This window comes from Lentzea sp. NPDC051838 (assembly GCF_040681245.1).
Classification (GTDB): Bacteria; Actinomycetota; Actinomycetes; order Mycobacteriales; family Pseudonocardiaceae; genus Lentzea.
The window spans coordinates 1161553-1186847 of the sequence record NZ_JBFAYI010000001.1 but is presented as its reverse complement, the minus strand read 5'-3'; the positions used below and the strand labels follow the sequence as shown (position 1 = coordinate 1186847).

Here is a 25295-nt window from a genome sequence, read left to right as displayed (position 1 = left end):
AACACGTTCTGGGAACTTGTTTCTGGAGGGTTGCGTGGAAGTCACCGCTGACGTGGTCGTCATCGGCTTCGGTGCGGCCGGCGCGTGCGCCGCCATCGAGGCCGCGGCGGCCGGTGCGTCCGTGGTGGTCCTGGACCGGTTCGCGGGCGGTGGCGCGACGGCGTTGTCCGGCGGTGTCGTCTACGCGGGTGGCGGGACGCGGCAGCAGGTCGAGGCTCAGGTCGCCGACTCACCCGAGGCGATGTACGAGTACCTGAAGCACGAGGTCCGGGACGCGGTGTCCGAGGCGACGCTGCGGCGGTTCTGCGAGGACAGCGCCAAGATGCTGGCCTGGCTCGAAGACCAGGGTGTGCCGTTCTCCTCCGCCCTCTGCCCGTTCAAGACCTCGTACCCGACGGACGACTACTACCTCTACCAGTCCGGTAGCGAGGACGCGTGGCCCGATCCGGCCCCGCGCGGCCACCGGACCAGGGCGAAAGGGACGTCCGGCAAGGCTTTCTTCGCCCGGTTGGCCGAGGCGACCCGACGGGCGGGCGCGCGGATCCTGCCGCAGACCCGTGCAGTCGATCTGATCACCGACGACGGCCGGGTGAAGGGCGTGCGGTGCCGGACTCTCACCGGGTTGCCGCGATCGATGCACAGCGCGTTGACCAGGGCGGGTGCGAAGCCGTGGCTCTACTACCCGCCGCTCGGCAGGAGGCTGTTCGGGCTGGCGGGGTGGCTGGAGCGCCGCTTCGGCCGTCCGCTGGTGGTCACCGCTCGCCAGGGCGTCGTGATCTCGGCGGGCGGGTTCATCGCCGACCGGTCGATGGTGCACGAGAACGCTCCGGCTCATCGCGGAGGTCTTGCGCTGGGCACGCCCGGCGACGACGGCACGGGTATCCGGCTCGGCATCGCCGCTGGTGGGAAGGCCGCGCGACTCGACAAGGTCTCGGTGTGGCGGTTCGTGACGCCGCCCAGCGCCTTGCAACGCGGGGTGCTGGTGGACGCCAACGGGCAGCGGTTCGGTGACCCGACCCGGTACGGCGCGGCGATCGGCAGCGAGATCGTCGAGCGCGGCGGCAAGGCGTGGCTGCTGATCGACGACGACATCCTGCGCGTGGCACGGGCCCAGGTGAAGACACAGACCGCGCCGTTCCAGAAGTGGCAGGTCCGGTACTTCCTCAACCGCGGCCTGGTCACCGCGCCCACGATCGACGAAGTGGCGGCGAAGGCGGGGATCGGCACGCCCGAACCGTTCGGCACCGCGCCCTATTCGTTGATCAACGTGAGTGTGCGGGCCGGGTTCGGTTACCCGTGCCCGATGTTGACGCTGGGCGGACTCGTGGTGGACGAGGAAACCGGTCAGGTGCAAGGCGTTCCCGGCCTGTACGCCGCGGGCCGATCAGCGGTCGGGGTGTGCTCGGAGTCGTACGTCAGCGGGCTCGCGCTCGCCGACTGCGTCTTCTCGGGCCGCCGCGCTGGACAACACGTGGTGAAGGAGGCCCAGTGCTGACGATCCAGAAACGGGAGGCGGCCGCCGAGCTGTTGCGCGTGGCGGAACGGGATCGCGTGCCGATCAAGCCGCTGGTCGAGCTGTACCCGGAGATCGACGTGGTCGACGCGTACGAGATCCAGCTGCTCAACGTCCGGCACCGCAACCGCGACGTCATCGGCCACAAGGTCGGGCTGTCGTCGTTGGCGATGCAGCAGATGATGGGTGTCGACGAACCGGACTACGGCCACCTGCTCGACGACATGCAGCTGGCCGGAACCGCGGACGCCTCGGCGTACCTGTATCCGCGGGTCGAAGTCGAGATCGCGTTCGTGCTCGCGGCGGATCTACCGGGTGAGGGCTGCACGGTGGAGGACGTCCTCGCTGCCACGGAGTTCGTGGCGCCGGCCATCGAGCTGATCGACAGCCGGATCATCGACTGGAAGATCGGCCTGCAGGACACGATCGCGGACAACGCGTCGTCAGCGGGTTTCATGCTGGGCTCCGAGCGTGTCCATCCGTCCTCACTGGACATCGGCGCTGTGGCGGCGACGTTGCGGCGCAACGGAGAAGTCGTCGCTGAAGGACGTGGTGACGCGGTGCTGGGTGATCCGGCGATCGCGGTGGCGTGGCTCGCGGAGAAGGTGGCTTCGTTCGGTGTGCGGTTGCTGGCCGGTGACATCGTGCTGCCCGGATCGTGCACGCGGGCGATCGACGCGCGGCCGGGCGACGAGTTCCACGCCGAGTTCGCCGGACTTGGTTCTGTAGACCTGAAGTTCGAATGAGGTGACTGGTTGACTTCTCACCGACCTGAAGGACGGCGACTCCCACCCGCCTTGCGGCAGGTAGCTCTCACGAACTGCGTCTCACGGCGCGGGGTTCCTGTTTCACAGCCGATCGCGGAAGGGTGGTCCCTTGCCGACTGACATCAGCTCCGCAGGCATCGCCCGAGTCGCCTCGGGCTACGGCTCGACCAGCCGCAAGGATGTTCTTCGCCGCGTTGAGGTCCCGGTCGTGCCGGGTGCGGCAGCCCGGACACGTCCAGTGCCGGGTGGAAAGCTTCAGCTCGGCGAGCAGGTGCCCGCAGACCGAACAGGTCTTGCTGGACGGGAACCAGCGGTTGATCACGACCAGCACCCGACTCGCGCGGGCGCACTTGTACTCCAGCTGTCGCCGGAACTCGCCCCAGCCCGCATCGGAGATGGCGCGGGCAAGGTGACGGTTGCGGACCATGGCCGCAACGTTGAGGTCCTCGATGGCGATCACGTCGGCCGAACGCACCAGCCGGGTTGTGGTGCGGTGGAGGAAGTCCTGCCGAGCGTTGCGGATCTTGCGATGCGTGCGAGCGACCTTCGTCTTCGCTTTGCGGTGGTTGCTGCTCCCCCGCTTGCAGCGAGCCAGCCTGCGCTGGTAGCGGGCGAGGTTGCGAGCCTTCCGGACGTGGCACCGCGGGTTGGCGACCCGATCACCATCGCTTGTCACCAAGAAATCGGTCAGGCCGAGGTCGACTCCGATCGCGTGCCCGGTGGGCTCAGCCGAGACGGAGGGTTCTGCGTCGACGGCGAACGTCACGTGCCAGCGGCCGTCCGGCTCGCGAGAGAGCACGACCATGGTCGGTTCGAGTGCCGCCAAGTCCACGTCACCGAAGGACCAGGTGAACTGCAGCGGCGCGCCGGTCTTGGCCAGCGTCAGCACACCGTCGCGCATCCGGAACGCCGAGCGGGTGAAATGCGCGCTCTGGCGCCCTGTGCGGGACTTGAACCTGGGGTGGCGGGCGCGCAAGGCGAAGAAGTTCGCAAACGCGGCGTGCTGGTGGCGCAGCGTCTGCTGCAACGGCACAGAGGACACCTCCGACAGGAACGCAAGTTCGTCGGTGCGTTTCCACGCGGTCAACGCGGCATCGGTCTCCCGGTACGAGGTCCGCGCACCCTCGACGCGATAGCGACTCATCCGTTCGCTCAATGTCTTGTTCCACACCAGACGCACACACCCGAACGTGCGGTTCAGCACCGCAGCCTGATCCGGGGTCGGGTATGCCCGACACTTGTACGCCGTTCGCACGACACGCAACCTATCGGGAACACCATGACGCGCGAGACGCGGGACTGTTCTCCCGCACAACACATGGCTGGACTGCCTCGACTTCACCGGGAAAATCCTGACGAGGTCCGGCCTTCACCCCAGTCTGAAGTCACGTGCATCCATTGGAGGTCTTGGTGAAGGCGGCCATCGTCGGGTCCGGCAACATCGGCACCGACCTGCTCTACAAGCTCCTGCGTTCCGACGTGCTGGAACCGCGCTGGATGGTGGGCATCGACCCGGCCAGCGAGGGGCTGAAGCGCGCGGCGTCGCTGGGCCTGGAGGTGTCGGTCGACGGCGCGGAGTGGTTGCTGCGTCAGGACGAGCTGCCGGACGTCGTGTTCGAGGCGACGTCCGCGGCGGTGCACCGGGCGAACGCGCCGAAGTACGCGGAGGCGGGAATCCGGGCGATCGACCTGACACCGGCCGCGGTCGGGCCGTACGTGGTGCCGCCGGTGAACCTCGGTGAGCACCAGGACGCGCCGAACATCAACCTGATCACGTGCGGCGGCCAGGCCACGATTCCCATGGTGCACGCGGTGTCCCGGGTGGTGCCGGTGGAGTACGCGGAGATCGTCGCGAGCGTGGCGTCGGTGTCGGCCGGACCTGGCACACGGGCCAACATCGACGAGTTCACCCGCACGACCAAGCACGGCATCGAGGCGATCGGGGGAGCCGCGCGGGGCAAGGCGATCATCGTGCTGAACCCCGCGGATCCGCCGATGATCATGCGGGACACGATCTTCTGCGCGGTTCCAGAGGACGCCGATCCGGATCCGATCACCGACTCGATCGCGCGGATGGAGACCGACATCCGTTCGTACGTGCCGGGATTCCGGTTGCTGCGCGAGCCGCAGTACGACCCCGGCCGGGTGGCGATCTTCGTCGAGGTCGCCGGAGCCGGCGACTTCCTCCCCGAGTACGCGGGGAACCTCGACATCATGACGGCCGCCGCGACCAAGGTGGGGGAGGAGATCGCCCGTGCAGCTCAGGCTCACCGACACGTCACTGCGTGACGGCTCGCATCACAAGCGACACCAGTTCACGGCCGAGGACGTGCGCTCGATCGTCGCCGCGCTCGACGGCGCCGGAGTTCCGGTGATCGAGGTGACGCATGGAGACGGGCTGGGCGGGTCGTCGTTCAACTACGGCTTCAGCCACACGCCCGAGCAGGAGCTGATCAAGGTCGCGGTCGAGACGGCTCAGCAGGCCAAGATCGCGGTCCTGATGCTGCCGGGCGTGGGCGTGAAGGACGACATTCTCGTTTCCCAGGACAACGGCGCGTCGATCGTCCGGATCGCCACGCACTGCACCGAAGCCGACGTGTCCGTGCAGCACTTCCAGCTCGCCCGTGAGCGAGGCCTGGAGACGGTCGGGTTCCTGATGATGGCGCATTCCCAGCCACCGGAGGCACTCGCCAAGCAGGCGCGGATCATGGCCGACGCGGGCTGCCAGTGCGTGTACGTGGTCGACTCTGCTGGAGCCCTGGTGCTGGAACAGGTTTCGGACCGGGTCTCGGCGTTGGTCGCGGAACTCGGTGACGACGCGCAGGTCGGGTTCCACGGGCACGAGAACCTCGGACTCAGCGTCGCGAACTCCGTTGCCGCGGCACGAGCCGGTGCGAAGCAGATCGACGGCAGCGTGCGCGGGTTCGGTGCTGGAGCGGGAAATACGCCACTCGAAGCCTTTGTCGGCGTGTGCGACAAGCTCGGGTTCGAGACCGGCGTCGACTTCTTCAAGATCGTGGACGCGGCCGAGGACGTCGTCCGGCCCGTGATGCCCGAGGAGTGCCTGCTCGACCGGATGGCGCTGATGATGGGGTACGCGGGTGTCTACTCCAGCTTCCTCAAACACGCGTACACGCAGGCACAACGCTATGGCGTGTCCGGCGCGCAGATCCTCGTCCGCGCGGGCGAACGCAAGCTCGTGGGCGGGCAAGAGGACCAGCTGATCGACATCGCACTGGAGCTGAGCAGGGAGAAAGTCCGATGAGCGAGGAAATCCTCGGCAAGGTGCGGGAGCTGCTGCCGGCCCTACGCGAACGCGCGGCAGAAGCGGAGGAGCTGCGGAAGGTCCCGCCGGAGTCGATCAAAGCGTTGCAGGAGACCGGTTTCTTCCGGATGCTGCAGCCCGTGCGGTACGGCGGCTTCGAGTCGCATCCGCTCGACTTCTACACCGCGGTCAAGCTGATCGCGAGCGCCTGTGGTTCGACCGGCTGGGTCGCGTCCGTGCTGGGCGTGCACCCGTGGCACGTCGGGCTGTTCGACGACCAGGCGCAGCAGGAGGTGTTCGGCGAGGACCAGGACACCCGGATCTCGTCGTCCTACGCGCCGACGGGCCGTGCGACGCCGGTCGAGGGCGGGTTCCGGTTCAGCGGCAAGTGGAGCTTCTCGTCCGGCTGCGACCACGCGACGTGGGTGCTGCTCGGCGGTCTCGTCATGAACGACGAGGGCAAGCCGATCGACTTCCGCACGTTCCTGCTGCCGATCGCCGACTACACGATCAACGACGTCTGGGACACGGTCGGGCTGCGCGGCACGGGCAGCAACGACATCGTGGTCGAGGACGTGTTCGTGCCGGAGCACCGTGCGTTGAGCATGATGCACACCGCGCGCTGCATCTGCCCTGGCCAGGACGTGAACCCCGGGCCGTTGTTCCGCATGCCGTACGGGACGATCCACCCGTACGCGATCACCGCGCCGATGATCGGCATGGCGGCCGGCGCCTACGACATTCACGTCGGCGCGACCCGCGAACGCGTCCGAGCCGCCTACCTGGGCGAGAAGTCGGTCGAGGACCCGTTCGCGCAGGTCCGGATCGCGACGGCGGCCAACGACATCGACACCGCGTGGTGGCAGCTGGAGAAGGACATCAACGACGAGTGGGAACACGCCGTCGCGTCGACCAAGATCCCGATCGACCTGCGGCTGCGGGCGCGCCGGGACCAGGTGCTGGGCAGTGCGCGGGCGATCTCCGCGATCGACCGGCTCTTCGAGAGCGCGGGCGGCAAGGCGATCAACCAGGGCTTGCCGTTGCCTCGGTTCTGGCGGGACGCGCACGCCGCACGGGTGCACGCGGCCAACGACCCGGAGCGCGTCCTTGTGCTGTACGGCAAGAACGAGCTCGGCATCCAGGTCCGCGACGGGCTGTTCTGAGGGGGCTGTGATGACGCGGTTGCACTACCACGAAGCGGGAACGGACAACGCTGAAACGCTGGTCATGCTGCACGGCGGTGGACCAGGAGCGTCTTCGTTGAGCAACTTCCGCGCGAACATCCCGGTGTTCGCGAAGTCGTTCCGCGTGCTGGCCGTCGACATGCCCGGTTACGGCCAGTCGGAGAAGCCTGCTGAGCACGACCAGTACTTCTCCTTCGCTTCCAGGGCTTTGAAGGATCTGCTCGACGACCTGGGCGTGGAGCAGGCGCACATCCTGGGCAACTCGCTCGGAGGCGGCACCGCGGTCCGGTTCGCGCTGGACCACGGCAAACGAGCGGGCAGGCTCGTGCTGATGGGGCCGGGCGGGTTGTCCCTCAACGTGTTCTCGCCGGATCCGACGGAGGGCGTGCGCAAGCTCAGTGCGTTCGCCAGGACGCCCACGCGCGAGAAGATCGAGGAGTTCCTGCGGATCATGGTGTTCGACCAGTCGTTGATCACCGAGGAGCTGATCGACGAACGGTTCGAGGCGGCTCGGCAACCGGAGTCGTTGCGGGCGATGGCGGCGCTGGGCAAGTCGTTCTCCGGGCCGGACTTCGAGCAGGGCATGCTCTGGCGTGAGGCTTACAAGCTGCGCCAACGGGTTCTGCTCGTGTGGGGCCGCGAGGACCGGGTCAACCCGTTGGACGGCGCGTTGCTCGCGACGAAGCTGATCCCGCGCGCGCAGCTGCACGTGTTCGGCGGGTGCGGGCACTGGGCGCAGCTGGAGAAGTTCGACGAGTTCAACCGGCTCGCTCTCGACTTTCTTTCGGAGGCGTGATGGGTATCCGTTCTCTTGGGTATCTCCGGATCGAGGCCACCGACATGGACCGGTGGCGCGAGTTCGGGTTGAAGGTCCTCGGCATGGTCGAGGGCAAGGGCTCGACGCCGGGCGCGTTGTACCTGCGGATGGACGACTTCCCGGCCCGTCTGGTGATCGTGCCGGGGGAGAAGGACCAGCTGCAGACCTCGGGTTGGGAGGCCGCGACCGAGGCGGAGCTGGAGGAAGTGGCGAAACGGCTGGCTTCAGCGGGCGTGTCCTACGTCGAGGGCACCGCTGAGGACCTGGCCGAGCGGCGGGTGAACGGGCTGATCAGGTTCTCCGACCCGTCCGGCAACACGCTCGAGGTGTTCCACGGGGCAGCGTTGGAACACCGGCGGGTGGTCTCTCCATATGGCCACCGCTTCGTGACCGAGGAGCAGGGCCTCGGTCACGTGGTGCTGTCCACTTCGGACGATGAAGCCGCACTGCACTTCTACCGGGACGTGCTGGGCTTCCGGCTGCGCGACTCGATGCGGCTGCCCCCGCAGTTCGTCGGCCGCCCGGCGGACGGGCCACCGGCGTGGCTGTGGTTCTTCGGCTGCAACCCGCGCCACCACAGCCTCGCGTTCCTGCCGATGCCGACGCCGAGCGGGATCGTGCACCTGATGGTCGAGGTCGAGAACACCGACGACGTGGGTCTGACGCTGGACCGGGCGATGCGCAAGAAGGTGCCGATGTCCGCGACTTTGGGCCGGCACGTCAACGACCTGATGCTGTCGTTCTACATGAAGACACCCGGCGGGTTCGACGTCGAGTTCGGCTGCGAGGGACGGCAGGTGTCCGATGAGGACTGGATCGCACGCGAGAGCACGGCGGTGAGCCTGTGGGGACACGACTTCAGCGTGGGCTACCAGAAGTAACGGCCCGCTACCGTTCCGTTCTCGGTCACTTCTGCACCGGGGTGACCGTGGTGACCGGCATGTCCGCGGAAGGCCCGGTGGGGTTCGCCTGCCAGGCTTTTGCGGCGTTGTCGCTCGACCCGCCGCTGGTGCTCTTCTGTCCACAACGGACTTCGCGCAGCTGGGCCGCGATGTCCTCCGCCGGTTCGTTCTGCGTGAACGTCCTGGCGGAGGACCAAAGAGACGTGTCGACGGTGTTCGGCAAGGCGGGCGCGGACAAGTTCGCCGGCATCTCGTGGACGCCGTCCGCCACCGGTGCTCCGGTGCTCGACGGCGCTCTGACGTGGGTCGACTGCCAGGTGTCCGTGGTGCACGACGCCGGTGACCACCACATGGTCATCGGCTCGGTGGTCGAGCTCGGTCCTGTGCGCGACGCCCAGCCGCTGCTGTTCTACCGCGGCCGCTATGCCGCGCATGCCGAGCTCGACACGCGCGGCTGGTCCGGCGAGGTGCTGGACAACCTTCTCACCTGGCAGCGCCAGTCAGAGTGGAGCTGAGGCGGTGATCTGCCAGCAGGCCGCGGGAACCCGCACCTCGTCGCCGTGCACGAACTCGTCGAACGCGCCCCGGACGTCGTCGATGATCCGCGGCCGTTCGTCGACGTCCGCCGCCTTGATCGCGCGGGCGATCGGTCCGAGGTTGCTGAGGTACGGCACCAGGAGCTTCTCGGGCATCGTGCAGACGCGGTCCACCGGCTGGATGACGACTCCGTCCCAGCCGCCTTGTTCGAAGAGCTTCTTGGTGTTGTCGGCGTCGGCGAGCGAGAACGGCCCCGGTCCGTTGGGGTCGAGCGGTGGCGCATCGGGCAGCAGCGGCGCGGCGGCCTTCTGCGCGGTGGTCATGAAGGAGTTCTCTTCGGGCGTCCGCCACGTGATGAAGCACAGCTCACCGCCGGGCGTGGTGGCTCGCAGCAGATTCCGGAAAGCCGCCGTGGGGTCCTCGAAGAACATCACCCCGAACCGCGACACGACCAGGTCGAACGTCTCGTCGAAGGTGTGTGTCTGCGCGTCGGCGACCACGAACCGCACGTTGCCCTCGCGTGCCGCCCCGGCGATCATCGTCTGCGAGATGTCGAGCCCGACGCATTCCGGGGCGTCCCCGAGGGCCTTCGCGATCGCCCTGGTCACCGCGCCCGTGCCGCATCCGACGTCGAGGACGCGGTGGCGTGGCCGTTCCAACGCTTTCTGTGCGAGCAGCTCCTCCAACGGCCGGAGCACCAGATCCACGATGTCCTGCGCGTTCGCCCAGCCCTCGCCCGCGGCGTTCCACCACTTGGCCTGTTCGCTGTTGACCTCAGATGTCATGCTCCTACCGTCCTACTTCAAGTCGGCTTGAGGTCAAGTGTCGTGGACGCCGTCGAAATCGGCATCGGAGAGGTGGTGCGCCGCTCGGGCGTGCCGGCCTCGACCCTGCGCTACTACGAGGAACGCGGCCTGATCAGCTGCGTTCGCCGCCGCGGGCTCGCGCGTGTCTTCGAGATCTCCGTGCTGGAGCAGCTGGCGTTGATCGCCGTGTGTCGCTCGGCGGGGTTCTCGCTGGACGAGATTCTGCTGATGTTCGCCCCGGACGGTCGTCCCAGTCCGAACCGCGCGATGCTGGCGGCGAAGGCGGACGAGCTGGACGCGACGATCCGCCGGCTCGCGTCCATGCGGGACGACCTGAGGCACGCGGCGGCCTGCCCGGCACCGTCCCACCTGGAGTGTCCGTCGTTCCGGCGAGTTCTAAACGCTCCAGATCTGCGGCGCGATGGTGACGAGCGCGGCCTGGTAGGGCGGTAGCGGCTTGCCCTCGACCACGACCTCGATCGGTGACTTGTCCTGGATGGTCACCCACAACCGGCCGGAGAGGGCCGCGAACGCGCTGAGCAGGTCGGTGCCCTCGGACACCTGCAGCACGTACACCCACTTCGCCCCGTCAGGAGCACCGGGCAACGGCTCCCGCCAGGCGCGGCGCAGTCTCCGCCCGCCGACCACCGCGGCATGCGCTGCCAGCACCGCGTCCACCTCGTGCGGCTCGGGCGCGTTCGCGGGACCTCGGCCGCTGAAGCGGTAGCGCAACGGCACGTCGTCGACGATCGGCACCGCTGCGAGGTCCGCGTGGTTGCGCTCGTCCACAGTGGACTCCACGAGGTCGTGTTCCTCCCTGGTCATGCCGATCTTCTCGTATCCCGTGGTGAGCAACAGGGTCGCTTCGGCCTGGTAGGACTCGCCCGCCGAGTAGTCCTCGCGGATCGCCCGGAGCGTGTCGTCGGTCAGGCGGCCCGCGAGCCGCGCGCACAGGTCGGTGATCGCCGCGTAGGTCTTGACGTCCATGAGAGTCACTGTTTCGGAGTGGGGATGAACTTGTTGCCCTGCCAGGTGCCCAGAATCTCGTCCTGATGCACGCGCACGCCGTTCGGGTCGGTCGTGACCCGGACGAGCTGGTCGCCCCGCCTTCCTTCCCAGACCCAGGTGTTGTCGCCACCGACGTCAGCGCGGCCGAAACGGGGGCTGGTGCTCGGTGGCAGGTTGGACACCGTCGGGGAAGCGTCGTTCTTGACCACGCCGGTGCCGCCCTGGGGATACGCGGAGTAGATCTCGCCGTCCGCGTAGACGTGCACCTTGATCTGGACGCCATCGACCGTGCCCACGTAGTCGTAGGCATACCTTTCGGTGTTGGTGGCCGGGTCCTTGACGAGTTTCGGTCCGTTGACGGGCTGGGTGTTCTGCGTGACCTGATGTGTCGCGTCGAGGATCTTGATCCGGCCCCAGCCGTACGGGAACTCCATCTTCTTGGGGACGCCGAAACCGGCTTGGTGGCCGCCCTTGCTGTTGCCTTCGCCGTCGAGGATGTGCTTCACCGACCTGGGGGTGTGATGCATGTCGTCGACGCGCGGCGGCGCTGTCGGTTTCGGTGGTAGGTGTGGTGTGGCTACCTGCTGCGGGGTGGTGGTCTGGGCGTTCGCCTGGGGTGCCGGCTGTGTGCCGGTGGGCCGTCCCTTCGTCAGGACCGTCTGCACGCTGGCCTGGAACGACTGCAGGCTCGTGGCCGCCGGAATCTTGGCGTGTGGTGTGTTCGGCGTCGTCGGGTGCGGGTGCGGCGTGGTGGGGCCGCTGCCGTGTGGATGCGTCTTGACCTTGGGCTTCGGTGTCATCGCCTCAGCCGTTCAGGAGCTTCGAGAGGTTCGTGAGGCTGGTGATCAGCGCCGTCACGTACGTGTAGATGCGGGCGGCCCATTTGACGACCGCGGCGGCGATCTGCGCGGCGACCACGGGAATCGTGACGGCGAGCAGTGCCTCCAGCGCCCACACGACGACCCGGCCCACACAGTCGGCGATGAAGTCGCGGACGAACTCCCTGGTCATCTCGACCAGTCCGCCCGCACCCTCGGTCGCCAGCGCCATCGCCGTGCAGATGGCGGACAACCCGGCGAGGCCGTCGACGTTGTTGACCATCAGGCCGCGGTAGGAGTTCTTGGCGTCGCCGAGCCAGCCCGGCGTGTCACCGTCCAGGTTGGACTGGAGCTGCGAGCACATGCGGGACAGCTCCTGCGCCATGTTCTGCCAGGTCGCGGCCTGGGCCTTGACGACGTCGGGCATGCCGGTGAGCTCGTCGAGAATCCCGCGCAGCGGCTCGAAGTACTCCATCGCCCAGCCGAGGCCGTTGGACAGCAGCGCGCCGAACGGGTCGAGGTAGGTCGCGCCGGCCTCGATGGCCAGCCCGAAGCCGGCCAGCGCCCCGTCGACCCAGCTGCGCGAGTCGATCGCCTTGATGAGCCCTTCGAGGCCGTCGGCCATGCTCGACCCGGTCCAGGCGTGCTGCGACGAGACGACCGGGGCCACCAGATCCGTCATCGCGACGACCCTCCTGACCTGTCGACGCAGACCGCCTGCTCGGAGTCGACGCCCTCGTAGTGGTCGGCGGTGGCACGCAGTTCGTAGGCGGAGACGTCGAGGTTCTCCTGCGCGTAGGCGATGAGGTTGTCCGTGGTGGTGTGACGGGCGTCGAGGACGAAGGTCATCCACGCGCACATCAGTCCGAACGCCTGGTCGTTGCGCTGGATGTGGGCGCTCGCCGACTTCACGGCGGCGAAGCGGTTCTTGACGGCTTCGACGTTGGCGGCGTGCTTGCGCAGCTCTTCCGGGGTGACGTGGAACGCCTGGGACACGCGTCAGCCCTCCTCGGTGACGGAGACCGAGTAGTCGTCGTCATCGTCCGGTGGCCTTGGGCGCCTCGGTTGGACGGCGGGTGGTCGCCCCGGCGCGGAGGGGTGGCTCTGGTCGGTCGCGGAACCATGGCTCGTCGGCCCACCCTGGCCTGCGGCGGCGCTGTAGGTCGCTTCGATCGCCTGACCGGTCGCCGAGTTCGGGCCAACCGTGCCGTTGATGATCTCGCTGGTCCGGGACGCCAGCTGGCCCTGCGCGGTGCGGAGGGTGGCCATGATCGTGCGCGCCACGACGTCGGGCGCGGCGCGGTGGATCTCCTCGGTGAGGCGCAGCTCGACGAGCTTGCCCGCGGAGTCGACCGTCACCTCGGCCATGCGGTCGCGGGCGGTGATCCGCAGCTCCTGCAGGCGTGCGCTCATGGCCGCGGTGGTGGCGGCGACCTGGTCTATCCGGTCCTTCCACGCGGCGAGGTGTTCGTGCGCGGCTGCCGGGTCGAGGATGTCCACAGCAGACGACTTTAGGAAGATCACCTGCCGTGGACGGGTGCATCACCGCGAACTGTTCCACTTTCGGAGGCGCTCGAGGTGGTGGGCGGGGCTGCCGAACAGCTGGGCGCTGCCGTGCGCGCGTTTGAAGTACAGGTGGGCGTCGTGCTCCCAGGTGATCGCGATGCCGCCGTGCAGCTGGACCATCTCGGCCGCGACCTTGGTGAGGGCTTCCGAGCAGTAGACCTTGGCGACCGCCGCGGACACCTCGTCCGTTGCGGCTCGTGCGGCTGACCTGGCGGTCTCGACCAGCACGTGCATGTCGGACATGCGGTGCTTCAACGCCTGGAACGACGCGAGCGGCCGTCCGAACTGGACGCGCGTCTTGGTGTACTCGACGGTGAGCTCCAGTGCCCTCTGCGCGGCGCCGACCTGCTCGGCCGCGAGCGCCGCCAGTGCCGCGTCCTCGATCTCGGGCTTCCAGCGTCCCAGGCGGGTGGCGGGGGCGTCGGCGAAGTGGATCGTGGCGAGGCGGCGGGTCTGGTCGACGGTCGGGGTGTGTTCCACGGTCACTGTGCGCGGGTCGACCTCGTAGAGGTGGGTGCCGTCGCTGACCAGGAGAATCTCGGCTAGGTCGCCGTCGAGGACGTAGCGGGCGGTGCCGTCGAGGTAGTCGCTGGCGCCGTTGACCTCCGGGTAGTCGAACGCCTCGGTTGTGCTGATCTCGGTGTGGTCCCACGCGATCGTGGCGATCGCTCCGTCGGCGATCCGGCGCAGCAACGGGCCGTTGCCGGCGAGCGCCTGGACGGCGATGGTGCAGGCGAGCAGTGGCGACGGCGTGAGCGTGCGCCCGAGCTCTTCCAGCGCGATGTGGGTTTCGGCTCGGGTCGCGCCGGATCCGCCGTGCTCCTCCGGGATCGGGAGCACGCCGATGTCGCAGAGCCTGGCCCACAACGCCTTGTCGTAGCCGTGCGGGGTCTCGATGGCGGCGCGGACGTCCGAGTGCTTGTCGAGCAGGCTGCGGACGGCGTCGCGGAGTGCCTCTTGTTCCGGTGTCACAACGCCTCCAGCACGCGCGCTCGGTGCATCGACGGGCTGCCCCACGCGGTGCGCAGGGCTCGGGTCTGCAACAGGAACCGGCTCAGCTCGTGCTCGGCGGTGTAGCCGATCGCGCCGTGGACCTGCAGGGCGGTGCGGGCGGCTTGCCAGGCGGCCTCGGAGGTGGCGACCTTGGCCGCCGAGACGTCGCGTTCTGTCATGGTGACGGCCGCGCCGAACACCAGGGGCCGGGCGAGCTCCAGTCCGATGAGGACGTTCGCGAGGTGGTGCTTCACCGCCTGGAACTGGCCGATGGGCTTGCCGAACTGGGTCCGAGTCAGCACATGTGCCGTGGTCATTTCCAGCATGGCGCGGCCGAGGCCGAGGAGCTGGGCTGAGCAGGTGAGGACGCCGAGGTTGAAGGCTCGGGCTGCGGGGACGTCGGTGGCGATGACCGGGCCGGCGGTGAGCTCGACGAGAGTGCGGGCCGGGTCCACGGAGGACAGCTCGGTGCCAGGGGTGGCGTGGTGGAGGGCGTCGGCCTGGACCAGGAGGTAGTGGTCGGCTATGACGGCATGGGGGAGAAGTGGTGGAAAGGCAACGGACCAGGTCCCAGCGCCAAGTCCGCCTCCGCCTCTGCTCCCAGCCCCGGCCCCGCCCCGAGCCGAGTGTCCAGCCAGCGCCGGGACCACCGCCAGCGATTCCACCAGCGGCCCTTCCACCGCGTGATGCCCCAACTCCTCGAACACCACGACCAAATCCACCGGGTCGGTGACCTCGTCCACCCCGAGCGACGCCAGGTCCCGCTTCCCCGCGCCGAGAAACCCGTGCAGCACCGCGGCGAAGTCCGTCTGCTCCGGAGACAACGTGAACATCATCGCGGCAGCCCCAGGATCCGTTCGGCGATCACGTTGCGCTGGATCTCGTTCGTACCCGCGTAGATCGGCCCGGCCAGCGAGAACAGCCACCCGTCCCGCCACCCCGGCGCGACCTCGCCCAGCAGATCGAGTGCGGTCTCGTGCACCGACACGTCCAGCTCGGACCAGAACACCTTCGTCACGCTGGCCGCCGGACCGGTGGGCGGGTTCCCCAACGCTCCGAACGTGTGCAGCCGGTACGCCTGCGCCCCGATCCACGCGTCCACGACCCGATCGCGCAAGGCCGGGTCGGGGTTCTTGCGGTACAGCTCCACCAGCCGTCCGGCGGCGGCGACGAACCGGCCTGGGCTGCGCAGGGAGAGGCCGCGTTCGTTGCCCGCGGTGCTCATCGCCACCCGCCAGCCGTCGCCGACGGCACCGATCACGTCGCGGTCCGGCACGAACACGTCGTCCAGGAAGATCTCCGCGAAGCCGGGCTCGCCGTCGAGCTGGGCGATCGGCCGGACCGTGACACCGGGAGCCCGCAGGTCGAACATCAGGTAGGTCAGGCCGCGGTGACGTCCTTCAGCGGACGTCCGGAACAGCCCGAACGCACGGTCCGCGAAAGCCGCCCGCGAGCTCCACGTCTTCTGCCCGCGCAACAGCCAGCCGCCGTCGGCCCGAACCGCCGTGCTGCGCAACGAAGCCAGGTCGGACCCGGCCTCGGGCTCGGACCACGCCTGCGCCCACACCTCGTCGCCGCGGGCCATCGGCGGCAGGATCCGAGACTGCTGCTCAGGAGTGCCGTGGGAGAACAAAGTCGGCGCCAGCAGGAAGATGCCGTTCTGCGACACCCGGCCGGGAGCGCCGGCAGCGTGGTACTCCTCCTCGAAGATCAGCCACTGCAGGAGCCCGAGTGACCGCCCGCCGAACTCCTCAGGCCACGACACGACCGACAGCCGCGAAGAAGCCAGCAGCCGTTCCCACGAACGGTGCTCCTCGAAGCCCGCAGCGGTGTCCATCGAGGACAGTGGCCGGACGTGCGCGGCCAGCCACGACCGCACCTCGGCCCGGAACTCCAGCGAAGCGGCGTCGAGAGACAGGTCCATCAGCTGGAGGCCTTCTTCATCGAACGGGCGTCCATGCCCGCCAACGCGTCGGGGCTCACCTCGGCGTTGTGCGCGTGCGCGAGGTGGTGCAGCCCGAACACCGAGTCCATGCCGGACCGCATGCCCATCAGGTCCTCGGACTGGTTGACTGCCTTCTTCGCCAGCGCCAGCCCGAACTGCGGCATCGCGGAGATCCGCCCGGCCAGCTCGAAAGCCGCAGTCTCCAACGAGGAGCGAGGCACGACGCGCGAGACCATGCCCCACTCGTAGGCGCGCTGGGCGGAGAAGCGGTCGCCGGTGAAGAGCACCTCCTTCGCGGCGCGCGGACCGAGCACCCACGGGTGGGCGAAGTACTCGACGCCCGGGATTCCCATGCGCACCACGGGATCCGCGAAGAACGCGTCCTCGGCCGCCACGATCAGGTCGCACACCCAGGCGAGCATCAGGCCGCCCGCCACGCACGCGCCCTGCACCATCGCGATCATCGGCTTCGGGATCTCGCGCCACCGCCGGCACATCCCGAGGTAGACCTCCATCTCGCGGGCGAACCGGAGATCACCGCCCTCACGCCCGACGTGGTCCCACCACAGCACGGCTTTGCGCTCGAACGACTGGTCGACGTCACGGCCTGGCGAGCCGATGTCGTGGCCTGCCGAGAAATGGTCGCCGGCACCGGCCAGCACGATCACCTTGACCTCGGCGTCGTTGACCGCGCGGGTGAAAGCCTCGTCCAACGCGTAGGTCATCGCCGAGTTCTGCGCGTTGCGGTACTCGGGGCGGTTCATGGTCACGACGGCGACCGCGTCCCGCCGCTCATACGAGACTGTCACGCGTTCTCCTTGCGCAGTTGGGTCTTGAGGACCTTGCCCATGGCGTTGCGGGGGAGTGCCGGCACGAACTCGACCACCCGCGGCACCTTGTAGTTCGCGAGGCGTTCCCGGCAGAACGCGATCACCTCGTCCGCGGTCAGCGACGAACCGGCGGACACCACGACGTGCGCGACGCCCACCTCGCCGAGCCGCGCGTCGGCCATCCCGACCACGGCGGACTCGGCCACGCCGGGCAGCCGGGCCAGGGCCTGTTCGATCTCGGCCGGGTACACGTTGAACCCACCGCAGATGTACATGTCCTTGAGCCGGTCCGTGATCGACAGGTAGCCCCGCGAGTCGACGCGACCGACATCCCCGGTGTGCAGCCACCCGTCAGCATCCACAGCCAAAGCCGTCGCTTCGGGATCGTCGAGATAGCCGAGCATCACGTTGGGGCCGCGCAGCAACACCTCGTCCTGCTCGCCCAGCCGCAACTCGAACCCCGCCATCGGCCGCCCGCACGTGTGCGCGACGGTCTCAGGTGAGTCGCCGGGACGGCACATGGTGGCGACGACGGCCTCAGTCAGCCCGTACGCGGTGAGCACGGTCAGCGACAGCTCGGCCCGCAGCCGTTCGATCAGCACCACGGGCACGACAGCGGCACCGGTGACCGCCAGCCGCAGACTCGAGAGGTCGAACGAGTCGCGCTCAGGGTGGTCCAGCAGCGACTGGAAGATCGTCGGCGGCCCAGGCAGCACGGTGATCCGTTCCCGTTCGATCAGCCGCATCGTCTCGACCACGTCGAACACCGGCTGCGGCACCATCGTCGCGCCGGTGAGCAGACAGGCCAGAATCCCGGCCTTGTAACCGAAGGTGTGGAAGAACGGGTTGACGATCAAATACCGGTCCGAAGAAGACAACTCGCCACAGTCCGCCCACGCCTGCGCCACCCCGAGCGACTGCCGGTGCGCGCTCATCGCGCCCTTGCTGCGCCCGGTCGTCCCAGAGGTGTACATGACGTCGCAGAGCTGATCTTCGGACACCAGCGGAAGATCCACATCTGGACCGGACCACGCGATCGGCAACCGCACCAGCACCTCGGGCAGATCCGAGGACAACGCCCGCAACTCCGCCAGCCGATCCCGCCCCAGGAACTCACCTTCCACGATCAAGGCCCGCGCGGCACTGCGCCGCAGGATGTCCACCGTCTCCGTGGCCGTGTAGCGGGTGTTGATCGGCACGAGCGCGGCCCCGGCGCACAACGCCCCGAGCGCCGCGATCACCCATTGCGCGGAGTTGGGCGCGCACAAAGCCACCCGATCACCCGGCCGCACGCCCATCCCGATGAGAGCACGCGCCGACGAGTGCACGGACGCGCGCAGCGCGGGGTAGGTGAGCCTGACTTCCCCGTCCACCAACGCTTCCGCGTCGATGTACGAAGCAGCGGCCCGGTCGAGCACAGCTGAAACCGTTTGCCTGCTTGGATCGCTCACAGTGACGTCCTCCAAAGCAAGTGCTTGGTAGGTTAGAGTATGGCCCATGGAGTCCTTCCGGCGCGAGGTGCGGGAATGGTTGTCCGCCAACCTCGTCGGTGAGTTCGCTGAGCTGCGCGGCCTGGGTGGACCCGGCCGCGAGCACGAGGCGTTCGAGGGACGGCTGCGCTGGCACCGGCACCTGGCGGCGAACGGGTGGACGTGCCTCGGCTGGCCCGGCGAGCGCAGCGTGGAGGAACAGGTCGTCTTCCACGAGGAGTACGCGGAGGCCGACGCGCCCGCGAAGGTCGACATCGTCGGCGAAGGGTTGCTCGGCCCGACGCTCATCGCGTTCGGCACTCAGGCCCAGAAAGAACGCTTCCTGCCGAAGATCAAGAACCTCGACGAGCTGTGGTGCCAGGGCTACTCCGAACCGAACGCGGGCTCGGACCTGGCGAACGTGCAGACCAAAGCGCGCCTCGACGGCGACCGGTGGGTGATCGACGGCCAGAAGATCTGGACGTCGAACGCGCACTACTCGGACTGGATCTTCGTCCTGTGCCGCACCGAACCGGGCTCGCAACGCCACCACGGCTTGTCCTACCTGCTCGTGCCCATGGATCAGCCGGGCATCGAGGTCCGGCCGATCCGCCAGCTCACCGGCACGTCCGAGTTCAACGAGGTCTTCTTCGACGGCGCTGTCACCGCGAAGGACAACATCGTGGGCCAGCCGGGCGAGGGTTGGAAGATCGCCATGGCCACGCTCGGCTTCGAACGCGGCACCGCGATGCTCGGCCACCAGGTCAGCTTCCGCCGCCAGCTCGACGCGATCAGGGCGCAGGCACCGGACCACATGCAGGACAAGCTAACCAGAGCGTGGATGGAACTGCACGTCATGCGCTCGCACACGCTCAGGACGATGAACGACGACCCCGGCCCGGAGGCGTCCGTGCTGAAGCTGTTCTGGGGTAGCTGGCACCGCCGGCTCGGTGAGCTCGCGATGGAGTCGCTCGGGCCCGAGTCGATGCTCGACGGCAACGAGTGGCAGAGCATGTTCCTGTTCAGCCGCGCGGAGACGATCTACGGCGGCTCGGACGAGATCCAGCGCGAGATCATCGCGCACCGAATCCTGGGGTTGCCGCGATGATGAACAACCTGCTCAAGGACAAAGTCGTGGTGGTGACGGCCGCGGCGGGCACCGGCATCGGCTCGGCGACCGCGAAGCGCTGCCTCGAAGAAGGCGCGACCGTGATCATCTCCGACTGGCACGAGCGCCGCCTCAAGGAAACCCACGAGGCACTCGGCACAGCGCACGCCATCCCGTGCGACGTGACCAACGAGGAGCAGGTCCAAGCGCTGATCGACGGCACCGTAGAACGGTTCGGGCGCATCGACGTCATGGTCAACAACGCGGGCCTCGGCGGTGAGAAGTCGGTGCTGGACATGGCCGACGACGAGTGGTCACGAGTGCTGGACGTGACGCTCAACGGCACCTTCCGCTGCACCAGGGCCGCACTACGCCAAATGGTCGCCCAACGAAGCGGTGTCGTCGTTAACAACTCCAGTGTGATCGGCTGGCGCGCCCAGAAGGGTCAAGCCCATTACGCGGCAGCGAAAGCGGGAGTCATGGCGTTGACGCGGTGCGCCGCGATGGACGTCGCCGAGCACGGCATCCGGGTGAACGCGGTCGCGCCGAGCTTGGCGGCGCACCCGTTCCTCGCCAAGGTCACCAGTGAGGAGCTGCTGACCGAACTGGCGTCCCGGGAGGCTTTCGGGCGCGCCGCCGAGCCCTGGGAGGTCGCGAATGTGATCGTGTTCCTCGCCAGCGACTACTCGTCCTACCTCACTGGCGAGGTCGTCTCGGTGAGCAGTCAGCACCCATGAGGAAGGACCGACCGGTGAGCGGGAGAAGGGCCGAGCTGCTGGAGCTCGCGGCCAGGATGTTCGCGGAACGTGGCTACGGGCAGACCACGGTCAGGGACATCGCGGACGCGGCGGGCATCCTGTCCGGCAGCCTCTACCACCACTTCGACTCGAAGGAGTCGATGGTGGACGAGATCCTGCGGACGTTCCTGGACGAGCTGTTCGCGTCGTACCGGGAGATCGTCGACGCCGGCCTCGAGCCGAAGCAGACGTTGAAGGCCATGGTCGTGGCGTCGTTCGAGGCGATCGACACCCGGCACGCCGAGGTCGCGATCTACCAGAACGAGTCCAAGCACCTCATGCCGCTGGAACGGTTCTCCTACCTCGAGGACCGCAACGTGGAGTTCCGCAAGCTGTGGACGGTGCTGCTGGAGGACGGCATGCGCGCGGGCGTGTTCCGCGCCGATCTCGACGTCGATCTGGCCTACCGGTTCATCCGCGACACGGTGTGGGTCGCGGTCAGGTGGTACCGGCCTTCGGGCGGACTGTCAGCGGAGACGGTCGCCGACCAGTACCTCGCGATTTTGCTCGACGGCATCGCCACTGGCCGTCGGAGGAACAAGAACTAAGGGAGGGCCCTCGTGGCCGAGGCGTACATCATCGAGGCTGTGCGGACCCCGGCTGGACGGCGTGGCGGCGAGCTGAGCCACGTGCATCCGGCCGATCTCGGTGCGCACGTGATCACCGCGCTGCTCAACCGGGTGGACGTCGACCCGACCGACGTGGACGACGTGATCTTCGGGTGCGTGGACACGGTCGGGCCGCAGGCGGGCGACATCGCACGGACGTCCTGGCTGGCGGCGGGGTTCCCGGAGCAGGTGCCGGGGGTGACGGTCGACCGGCAGTGCGGGTCGAGCCAGCAGGCGCTGCACTTCGCGGCGCAGGCGGTGATGAGCGGCACGGCGGACGTGATCGTCGCCGGTGGCGTGCAGAACATGTCGCAGGTGCCGATCTCCTCCGCGATGACGGTGAGCCCGTTCGAGGGCTGCGAGGGCTGGCAGCACCGGTACGGCGACGAGGAGGTCAACCAGTTCCGTGCCGCTGACCTGATCGCGGTGCGGTGGGACCTGTCTCGGCGCGAGATGGAGGAGTACGCGCTGCAGAGCCATCTCCGGGCGATCACCGCGATCAAGGAGGGCCGGTTCGACCGGGAGATCGCGCCGGTCGACGGGGTCGTGCACGACGAGTGCCCGCGGCCGGACACCAGCGCCGAGAAGATGGCGGCGCTGCACCCGTTGCGTCCGGGTGGGCGGACGACGGCCGCGTTGTCGTCGCAGATCTCGGATGGTGCTTCGGCGGTGCTGGTGGTGTCGGAACAGGCTGTGCGCGAACACAAGTTGACGCCCAGGGCTCGGGTGCACCACATCTCGGCGCGTGGATCCGACCCGATCTACATGCTGACGGCGCCGATCCGGGCGACCCGGTACGCGTTGGACCGGGCCGGGATGTCCATTTCGGACATCGACCTGTTCGAGATCAACGAGGCGTTCGCGTCTGTGCCGATGGCGTGGGCGAAGGAGCTCAAGGTCGATCTCGCGCGCGTCAACGTCAACGGGGGAGCGCTGGCTCTCGGGCACCCGATCGGCGCCACCGGGACGAAGTTGTTCACGACGTTGCTGCACGAGCTGGAGCGGTCCGGCGGCCGGTACGGGTTGCAGACGATGTGCGAGGGCGGCGGCCAGGCGAACGTGACGATCATCGAACGTCTCTGAGCTTGTCGATGATCCGCTCGGCGTCCTCGACGATGGTGTTGATCAGTTCGGCGCACGTGGGCAGGTCGCTGAGCATCCCGGCGACCTGACCCGACGCGAGCACGCCCGCGTCGGTCCTGCCTTCCACCAGGCCGGCGCGCAGCAGCATCGGCGTGTTCGCGGCCATGATCACCTGGGACCAGGTGAGGTCCTTGCCGTGTTTCATGGCCAGGCCTTCTTTGATCATGTTCCGCCACGACAGACCGGTGTGCTTGCGGAACTTGGCCGCGTTTGTCACTGCTCTGGTGAGGCTGCTGAGTTTGCCAGACTGTTCGAGGTGGTTGACGAGGTCGGTGCGTAGAACTCGGTGCGGCAGGCCGTCGACGCGGGTGGTGACGACCGTGCCGTTGAGATCCCGTTGCAGGTAGGCCTCTTTGACCGCTGATGGCACAGTGCTTTCCTGGGTGAGCAGGAACCTCGTGCCCATCGCGATGCCGGCCGCACCGTACGCGAGTGCCGCGGCGAGACCTCGGCCGTCGAAGAAGCCGCCGGCCGCGATCACCGGGATGTCGACGGCATCCAGCACGCTCGGGAGCAGCAGGGTCGTGGCGACCCCGCCGGTGTGGCCGCCGCCTTCGCCGCCCTGCACGATCACCGCGTGGGCGCCCCACTTGGCGACCTTCTCGGCGTGCCTCGCTGCCCCGATCGACGGGATGACCACGACTCCGGCGTCGTTGAGCTTGGCGATCATGTCCGGTTTCGGGGCGAGCGCGAACGATGCGACCTTGACCTGCTCGCGGATGATCAGGTCGACGCGGTCCGGTGCGTCCGCGGCATCGGCTCGGAGGTTCACGCCGAACGGGTTGGACGTGCGGGAGCGGGTTTCCTTGATGGCGGCTTCGAGCTCGGCGTAGGTCATGGTGGCCGAGGCGAGAATGCCCAGCCCGCCAGCCTCGGCGGTCGCGGAGACCAGTCGTGGCCCCGCGACCCAGCCCATGCCGGTCTGCACGATCGGGTGCCGGACGCCGACGAGCTCGGTCAGTGCGGTTCTCATGACGGAACTTCCTTGTCCCGCTTGGCATCCGGATCGAGCACCGTGCGGATGAGCTTGATCTCCTCGTCGGTCGGGAGCCGCGTTTCGGTGACGTCGTCGGCAACCAGTTCGAACGCTGTCTGCTTCTGGACTTCGTCCACGGACACACCGGGATGCGTGGAGACCAGCCGCATCGAGTGGTCCGGAGTGGTGAAATCAAGCACCGCGAGGTTCGTGACGACCCGGTGGATGTCGTGGAACGGGCCGACAGCACGGTCGTAGCCGACACCGGAGACCACGTCGACCGCGTCGACCAGCACGCGAGGGCTGTGCCGCGGGACCCAGTAGCTGGTGCGGTGGTTGATCGTGTTGCCGGGAGCGCCGCGGAACCCGAGCAGTTGGCGGGTCGGCCGCGCGTGGTCGCCGATCGCGGAGATGTTCTGGTTGCCGAACCTGTCCACCTGGTTCGCGCCCATGACAACGTGCCGGCGGCCGTGCGCGACGACGTCGAACACCTTCCGGTACGGCAGCCAACCCTCCACAGTGGACTCCGGTGTGAGCAGGAACGCCTCGCCGTCGCTGAGCAGCAGATCGGGCTCGGTGGTGAGGCGGGCCAGCTTGGCGCCCAGCGACGGGATGAGGCCCATCGGGCTGGCGAGCGTCTCGCCGGCGCCCGCGAACAGGTCCGCGCACGCCGCCACGCAGATCTCGGCCCTGGTGATGTCGCTCATGCGAGGAGCCTTCCTTCCGCGGCGGCCGCGGCGTACTCGCGCTGCCGGGCCTCGTCGCGCGGGTAGTCGGGGACGCAGCTCGTGAACCCGGCCCCACCTGGTGCTTCCACGACGCCGTCGACCATCATCCGGTTGAGCAGCAACGTTTGTGGCGGCCCGTCGAACTGCTCCACGATCTGCTCGCACGAGACGTAACGCCGGTCCGCGGCCAGACAGAACAGGTCGTCGAAGTACGGGTCCGGGCCGAGGTACTGGGCGTTGCCGTGCTTGTCCGCGCGGTTGAGGTGCACCAGCGCGACGTCGAGCTTCAGCGCGGGCATCGCGACCAGCTCTTCGCCGTCGTCGTAAGGGGAGCGGATGGTCTTGAGCTCCGGGGCGTACTTGAGCACGTCCGAACCCAGTCCGGCCCTGATCGGCAGGAACGGAAGCCGATGTCCCGCTGCCCGCAGCCCGGTCTGGAACATGCCCTCGTCGAGCTCCAGCACCTCGATCGCACCGGTTTCCCTGGCCCGTTTGAAGTGCGGGTCGTACGGGATGGTGTCGAGCGAGACGAAGCCGTAGACCAGCTTGCGAACCTTCCCCGCCGCGCACAGCATCCCGACGTCCGGGCCGCCGTAGCTGACCACGGTGAGGTCCTTGAGATCGGTCCTGAGGATGGCTTCGACCAGTGCCATCGGCTTGCGCCGCGAGCCCCAGCCGCCGATGCCGACGGTCATGCCGTCCTTGATCGTGCCGACGACCTCGTCAGCTGTCATTCGCTTGTCGCGCATGGTTTCCGTCCACGAAGGCCTGCCGGGCCTGGTCCGACACGCCGGTGAGGTTGAGCTCGAAGGTGAAGCCCTGCTCGAAGCGGTAGCTCTGGTGCACGCGCTGCGGGTCGATGCCGTTGATCGCCTCCTTGGCCGCGCGGATCACCGTCGGGTCCTTCTTGGCGATCTCCCTGGCGATCTCGCGCGCCGCGTCGTCGAGCTCGTCGCGCGTGGTGATCTCGATGACGCTGCCGTGGTGGTGCAGGGTTTGCGCGCTGACGTTGCGGGCCGTGTAGTACAGGGTCCGCATCAGGTGCTGCGGGACGAGCCTGGCCAGGTGCGTCGCCGCGCCGAGCGCACCCCGGTCGACCTCGGGGAGGCCGAACGTGGCGTCGTCGGACGCGACGATGATGTCCGCGTTGCCGACGAGCCCGACGCCGCCGCCGAGGCAGAACCCGTTGACCGCGGCGATGACCGGCACCTCGCAGTCGTACACGGCCGCGAAAGCCTTGGCACAACCGCGGTTCGCCGCGATCAGTGCCGCGTGACCGGGCGTGCGCTGCATCTCCTTGAGGTCGACGCCCGCGCAGAAGCCGCGGTTCTCGGCTCTGAGGATCACGACCCGTGCTTCCGGGTCCTCGCCGGCCTGCGTGATCGCCTTGGCCAGCTCGAACCAGCCCTGGGACGGGATGGCGTTGACCGGGGGATAGTCGACCGTGACCTCGATGATGCCGTTTTCGGTGTGGCTGCTGGAGATTCCCATCGCGCCGCCTTCCGAACCAAGCGA

At 68.2% G+C, this 25295-nt stretch carries 29 protein-coding genes; 13 read left to right on the top strand and 16 right to left on the bottom strand.

The features are described 5' to 3' along the window. The first annotated feature begins 34 nt into the window (after positions 1 to 34). Positions 35 to 1495, top strand: a complete 1461-nt coding sequence (locus AB0M24_RS05430; protein ID WP_363761332.1) for an FAD-binding protein — start codon at positions 35 to 37, stop codon at positions 1493 to 1495. Next, entirely contained in the window at positions 1489 to 2259 is a 771-nt protein-coding gene (locus AB0M24_RS05425) for a 2-keto-4-pentenoate hydratase (RefSeq protein ID WP_363761330.1), read from the top strand. Before AB0M24_RS05430 ends, AB0M24_RS05425 begins: the two co-directional genes overlap by 7 nt. 67 nt (positions 2260 to 2326) lie before the next feature. Here the strand turns inward: AB0M24_RS05425 and AB0M24_RS05420 are convergent, their stop codons facing one another. Continuing rightward, the gene (locus AB0M24_RS05420) at positions 2327 to 3535 is read right to left on the bottom strand and encodes an RNA-guided endonuclease TnpB family protein (protein WP_363761328.1); all 1209 of its coding nucleotides are present in this window, start codon (positions 3533 to 3535) and stop codon (positions 2327 to 2329) included. Positions 3536 to 3678: 143 nt separating this feature from the next. On the opposite strand from AB0M24_RS05420, the gene AB0M24_RS05415 reads away from it, so the two are divergent. Genes AB0M24_RS05415 through hsaB form a run of 6 tightly spaced genes read left to right on the top strand, consistent with a single transcriptional unit; the run spans position 3679 to position 8963 of the window. Next, positions 3679 to 4569 carry an acetaldehyde dehydrogenase (acetylating) gene (locus AB0M24_RS05415; protein ID WP_363761580.1) on the top strand — a complete coding sequence of 297 codons (891 nt, stop codon included), beginning with the start codon at positions 3679 to 3681 and terminating at the stop codon, positions 4567 to 4569. Beyond that, complete coding sequence (dmpG, locus tag AB0M24_RS05410) at positions 4535 to 5545, top strand: 4-hydroxy-2-oxovalerate aldolase (RefSeq protein WP_363761326.1); 1011 nt, start codon at positions 4535 to 4537, stop codon at positions 5543 to 5545. The genes AB0M24_RS05415 and dmpG overlap by 35 nt, the downstream gene beginning before the upstream one ends. Beyond that, on the top strand, positions 5542 to 6708 hold the full coding sequence (gene hsaA, locus AB0M24_RS05405) for a 3-hydroxy-9,10-secoandrosta-1,3,5(10)-triene-9,17-dione monooxygenase oxygenase subunit (RefSeq protein WP_363761324.1): 1167 nt from the start codon (positions 5542 to 5544) through the stop codon (positions 6706 to 6708). Before dmpG ends, hsaA begins: the two co-directional genes overlap by 4 nt. Positions 6709 to 6718: 10 nt before the next feature. Continuing rightward, positions 6719 to 7525 carry a 4,5:9,10-diseco-3-hydroxy-5,9,17-trioxoandrosta-1(10),2-diene-4-oate hydrolase gene (hsaD, locus tag AB0M24_RS05400; protein ID WP_363761322.1) on the top strand — a complete coding sequence of 269 codons (807 nt, stop codon included), beginning with the start codon at positions 6719 to 6721 and terminating at the stop codon, positions 7523 to 7525. Continuing rightward, positions 7525 to 8427 (top strand): iron-dependent extradiol dioxygenase HsaC, encoded by a 903-nt coding sequence (gene hsaC, locus AB0M24_RS05395; RefSeq protein WP_363761320.1) that lies wholly within the window; start codon positions 7525 to 7527, stop codon positions 8425 to 8427. Before hsaD ends, hsaC begins: the two co-directional genes overlap by 1 nt. Next, the gene (gene hsaB / locus AB0M24_RS05390; protein WP_363761318.1) at positions 8391 to 8963 is read left to right on the top strand and encodes a 3-hydroxy-9,10-secoandrosta-1,3,5(10)-triene-9,17-dione monooxygenase reductase subunit; all 573 of its coding nucleotides are present in this window, start codon (positions 8391 to 8393) and stop codon (positions 8961 to 8963) included. The genes hsaC and hsaB overlap by 37 nt, the downstream gene beginning before the upstream one ends. Here the strand turns inward: hsaB and AB0M24_RS05385 are convergent. Next, entirely contained in the window at positions 8949 to 9770 is an 822-nt protein-coding gene (locus AB0M24_RS05385) for a class I SAM-dependent methyltransferase (RefSeq protein WP_363761316.1), read from the bottom strand. The two genes, hsaB and AB0M24_RS05385, sit on opposite strands and share 15 nt — an antisense overlap. Positions 9771 to 9812: 42 nt before the next feature. On the opposite strand from AB0M24_RS05385, the gene AB0M24_RS05380 reads away from it, so the two are divergent. After that, positions 9813 to 10244, top strand: coding sequence for a helix-turn-helix domain-containing protein (locus AB0M24_RS05380; RefSeq protein WP_363761314.1), 432 nt, complete (start codon positions 9813 to 9815; stop codon positions 10242 to 10244). On the opposite strand, the gene AB0M24_RS05375 is transcribed toward AB0M24_RS05380, so the two are convergent. From AB0M24_RS05375 to AB0M24_RS05330, 10 genes are read right to left on the bottom strand one after another with little or no spacing between them, the layout of a single operon-like run. After that, positions 10188 to 10778 (bottom strand): hypothetical protein, encoded by a 591-nt coding sequence (locus AB0M24_RS05375; RefSeq protein WP_363761312.1) that lies wholly within the window; start codon positions 10776 to 10778, stop codon positions 10188 to 10190. The genes AB0M24_RS05380 and AB0M24_RS05375 overlap by 57 nt on opposite strands. Positions 10779 to 10783: 5 nt before the next feature. Beyond that, positions 10784 to 11599 carry a hypothetical protein gene (locus tag AB0M24_RS05370; RefSeq protein WP_363761310.1) on the bottom strand — a complete coding sequence of 272 codons (816 nt, stop codon included), beginning with the start codon at positions 11597 to 11599 and terminating at the stop codon, positions 10784 to 10786. 4 nt (positions 11600 to 11603) lie between these two features. Further along, positions 11604 to 12299 (bottom strand): hypothetical protein, encoded by a 696-nt coding sequence (locus AB0M24_RS05365; protein ID WP_363761308.1) that lies wholly within the window; start codon positions 12297 to 12299, stop codon positions 11604 to 11606. Beyond that, complete coding sequence (locus AB0M24_RS05360) at positions 12296 to 12613, bottom strand: type VII secretion target (protein WP_363761306.1); 318 nt, start codon at positions 12611 to 12613, stop codon at positions 12296 to 12298. Before AB0M24_RS05360 ends, AB0M24_RS05365 begins: the two co-directional genes overlap by 4 nt. A 3-nt stretch (positions 12614 to 12616) precedes the next feature. Continuing rightward, a complete protein-coding gene (locus AB0M24_RS05355) occupies positions 12617 to 13117 on the bottom strand; it encodes a YbaB/EbfC family nucleoid-associated protein (RefSeq protein WP_363761304.1) in 501 nt (166 codons plus the stop codon). A gap of 42 nt (positions 13118 to 13159) precedes the next feature. Further along, complete coding sequence (locus AB0M24_RS05350) at positions 13160 to 14155, bottom strand: acyl-CoA dehydrogenase family protein (protein WP_363761302.1); 996 nt, start codon at positions 14153 to 14155, stop codon at positions 13160 to 13162. Then, positions 14152 to 15012: an acyl-CoA dehydrogenase family protein gene (locus AB0M24_RS05345; RefSeq protein WP_363761300.1), complete on the bottom strand. Its 861-nt coding sequence runs from the start codon at positions 15010 to 15012 to the stop codon at positions 14152 to 14154. The genes AB0M24_RS05350 and AB0M24_RS05345 overlap by 4 nt, the downstream gene beginning before the upstream one ends. Next, complete coding sequence (locus AB0M24_RS05340; protein ID WP_363761298.1) at positions 15009 to 16100, bottom strand: acyl-CoA dehydrogenase family protein; 1092 nt, start codon at positions 16098 to 16100, stop codon at positions 15009 to 15011. Before AB0M24_RS05340 ends, AB0M24_RS05345 begins: the two co-directional genes overlap by 4 nt. Continuing rightward, positions 16100 to 16930, bottom strand: a complete 831-nt coding sequence (locus AB0M24_RS05335; RefSeq protein WP_363761296.1) for an enoyl-CoA hydratase — start codon at positions 16928 to 16930, stop codon at positions 16100 to 16102. Before AB0M24_RS05335 ends, AB0M24_RS05340 begins: the two co-directional genes overlap by 1 nt. Next, a complete protein-coding gene (locus tag AB0M24_RS05330) occupies positions 16927 to 18402 on the bottom strand; it encodes a FadD3 family acyl-CoA ligase (protein ID WP_363761294.1) in 1476 nt (491 codons plus the stop codon). The genes AB0M24_RS05335 and AB0M24_RS05330 overlap by 4 nt, the downstream gene beginning before the upstream one ends. Before the next feature lie 46 nt (positions 18403 to 18448). Here AB0M24_RS05330 and AB0M24_RS05325 point away from each other — a divergent pair, with 46 nt between their 5' ends. From AB0M24_RS05325 to AB0M24_RS05310, 4 genes are read left to right on the top strand one after another with little or no spacing between them, the layout of a single operon-like run. Further along, positions 18449 to 19528, top strand: coding sequence for an acyl-CoA dehydrogenase family protein (locus tag AB0M24_RS05325; protein WP_363761292.1), 1080 nt, complete (start codon positions 18449 to 18451; stop codon positions 19526 to 19528). Then, positions 19528 to 20265, top strand: coding sequence for an SDR family oxidoreductase (locus AB0M24_RS05320; protein WP_363761578.1), 738 nt, complete (start codon positions 19528 to 19530; stop codon positions 20263 to 20265). Before AB0M24_RS05325 ends, AB0M24_RS05320 begins: the two co-directional genes overlap by 1 nt. 14 nt (positions 20266 to 20279) lie before the next feature. Beyond that, entirely contained in the window at positions 20280 to 20873 is a 594-nt protein-coding gene (locus AB0M24_RS05315) for a TetR/AcrR family transcriptional regulator (protein ID WP_363761291.1), read from the top strand. A 12-nt stretch (positions 20874 to 20885) separates the two neighbouring features. Next, complete coding sequence (locus AB0M24_RS05310) at positions 20886 to 22016, top strand: acetyl-CoA C-acetyltransferase (protein ID WP_363761289.1); 1131 nt, start codon at positions 20886 to 20888, stop codon at positions 22014 to 22016. On the opposite strand, the gene AB0M24_RS05305 is transcribed toward AB0M24_RS05310, so the two are convergent. Genes AB0M24_RS05305 through AB0M24_RS05290 form a run of 4 tightly spaced genes read right to left on the bottom strand, consistent with a single transcriptional unit; the run spans position 22000 to position 25271 of the window. Next, on the bottom strand, positions 22000 to 23049 hold the full coding sequence (locus tag AB0M24_RS05305; protein WP_363761287.1) for a nitronate monooxygenase: 1050 nt from the start codon (positions 23047 to 23049) through the stop codon (positions 22000 to 22002). The two genes, AB0M24_RS05310 and AB0M24_RS05305, sit on opposite strands and share 17 nt — an antisense overlap. Continuing rightward, positions 23046 to 23759, bottom strand: coding sequence for a CoA-transferase (locus AB0M24_RS05300; RefSeq protein WP_363761285.1), 714 nt, complete (start codon positions 23757 to 23759; stop codon positions 23046 to 23048). The genes AB0M24_RS05305 and AB0M24_RS05300 overlap by 4 nt, the downstream gene beginning before the upstream one ends. After that, a complete protein-coding gene (locus AB0M24_RS05295) occupies positions 23756 to 24529 on the bottom strand; it encodes a CoA-transferase (RefSeq protein WP_363761283.1) in 774 nt (257 codons plus the stop codon). Before AB0M24_RS05295 ends, AB0M24_RS05300 begins: the two co-directional genes overlap by 4 nt. Next, entirely contained in the window at positions 24504 to 25271 is a 768-nt protein-coding gene (locus AB0M24_RS05290) for an enoyl-CoA hydratase family protein (protein WP_363761281.1), read from the bottom strand. The genes AB0M24_RS05295 and AB0M24_RS05290 overlap by 26 nt, the downstream gene beginning before the upstream one ends. Positions 25272 to 25295: the final 24 nt, after the last annotated feature.

What these genes read in the sequence shown, in the direction of transcription:
- hsaA (WP_363761324.1), top strand. Translation starts at nt 5,542, where the DNA reads ATGAGCGAGGAAATCCTCGGCAAGGTGCGGGAGCTGCTGCCGGCCCTA.
- hsaD (WP_363761322.1), top strand. Translation starts at nt 6,719, where the DNA reads ATGACGCGGTTGCACTACCACGAAGCGGGAACGGACAACGCTGAAACG.
- hsaC (WP_363761320.1), top strand. Translation starts at nt 7,525, where the DNA reads ATGGGTATCCGTTCTCTTGGGTATCTCCGGATCGAGGCCACCGACATG.
- AB0M24_RS05385 (WP_363761316.1), bottom strand. Translation starts at nt 9,770, where the DNA reads ATGACATCTGAGGTCAACAGCGAACAGGCCAAGTGGTGGAACGCCGCG.
- AB0M24_RS05375 (WP_363761312.1), bottom strand. Translation starts at nt 10,778, where the DNA reads ATGGACGTCAAGACCTACGCGGCGATCACCGACCTGTGCGCGCGGCTC.
- AB0M24_RS05370 (WP_363761310.1), bottom strand. Translation starts at nt 11,599, where the DNA reads ATGACACCGAAGCCCAAGGTCAAGACGCATCCACACGGCAGCGGCCCC.
- AB0M24_RS05365 (WP_363761308.1), bottom strand. Translation starts at nt 12,299, where the DNA reads ATGACGGATCTGGTGGCCCCGGTCGTCTCGTCGCAGCACGCCTGGACC.
- AB0M24_RS05345 (WP_363761300.1), bottom strand. Translation starts at nt 15,012, where the DNA reads ATGATGTTCACGTTGTCTCCGGAGCAGACGGACTTCGCCGCGGTGCTG.
- AB0M24_RS05340 (WP_363761298.1), bottom strand. Translation starts at nt 16,100, where the DNA reads ATGGACCTGTCTCTCGACGCCGCTTCGCTGGAGTTCCGGGCCGAGGTG.
- AB0M24_RS05325 (WP_363761292.1), top strand. Translation starts at nt 18,449, where the DNA reads ATGGAGTCCTTCCGGCGCGAGGTGCGGGAATGGTTGTCCGCCAACCTC.
- AB0M24_RS05320 (WP_363761578.1), top strand. Translation starts at nt 19,528, where the DNA reads ATGAACAACCTGCTCAAGGACAAAGTCGTGGTGGTGACGGCCGCGGCG.
- AB0M24_RS05305 (WP_363761287.1), bottom strand. Translation starts at nt 23,049, where the DNA reads ATGAGAACCGCACTGACCGAGCTCGTCGGCGTCCGGCACCCGATCGTG.
- AB0M24_RS05300 (WP_363761285.1), bottom strand. Translation starts at nt 23,759, where the DNA reads ATGAGCGACATCACCAGGGCCGAGATCTGCGTGGCGGCGTGCGCGGAC.
- AB0M24_RS05295 (WP_363761283.1), bottom strand. Translation starts at nt 24,529, where the DNA reads ATGCGCGACAAGCGAATGACAGCTGACGAGGTCGTCGGCACGATCAAG.
- AB0M24_RS05290 (WP_363761281.1), bottom strand. Translation starts at nt 25,271, where the DNA reads ATGGGAATCTCCAGCAGCCACACCGAAAACGGCATCATCGAGGTCACG.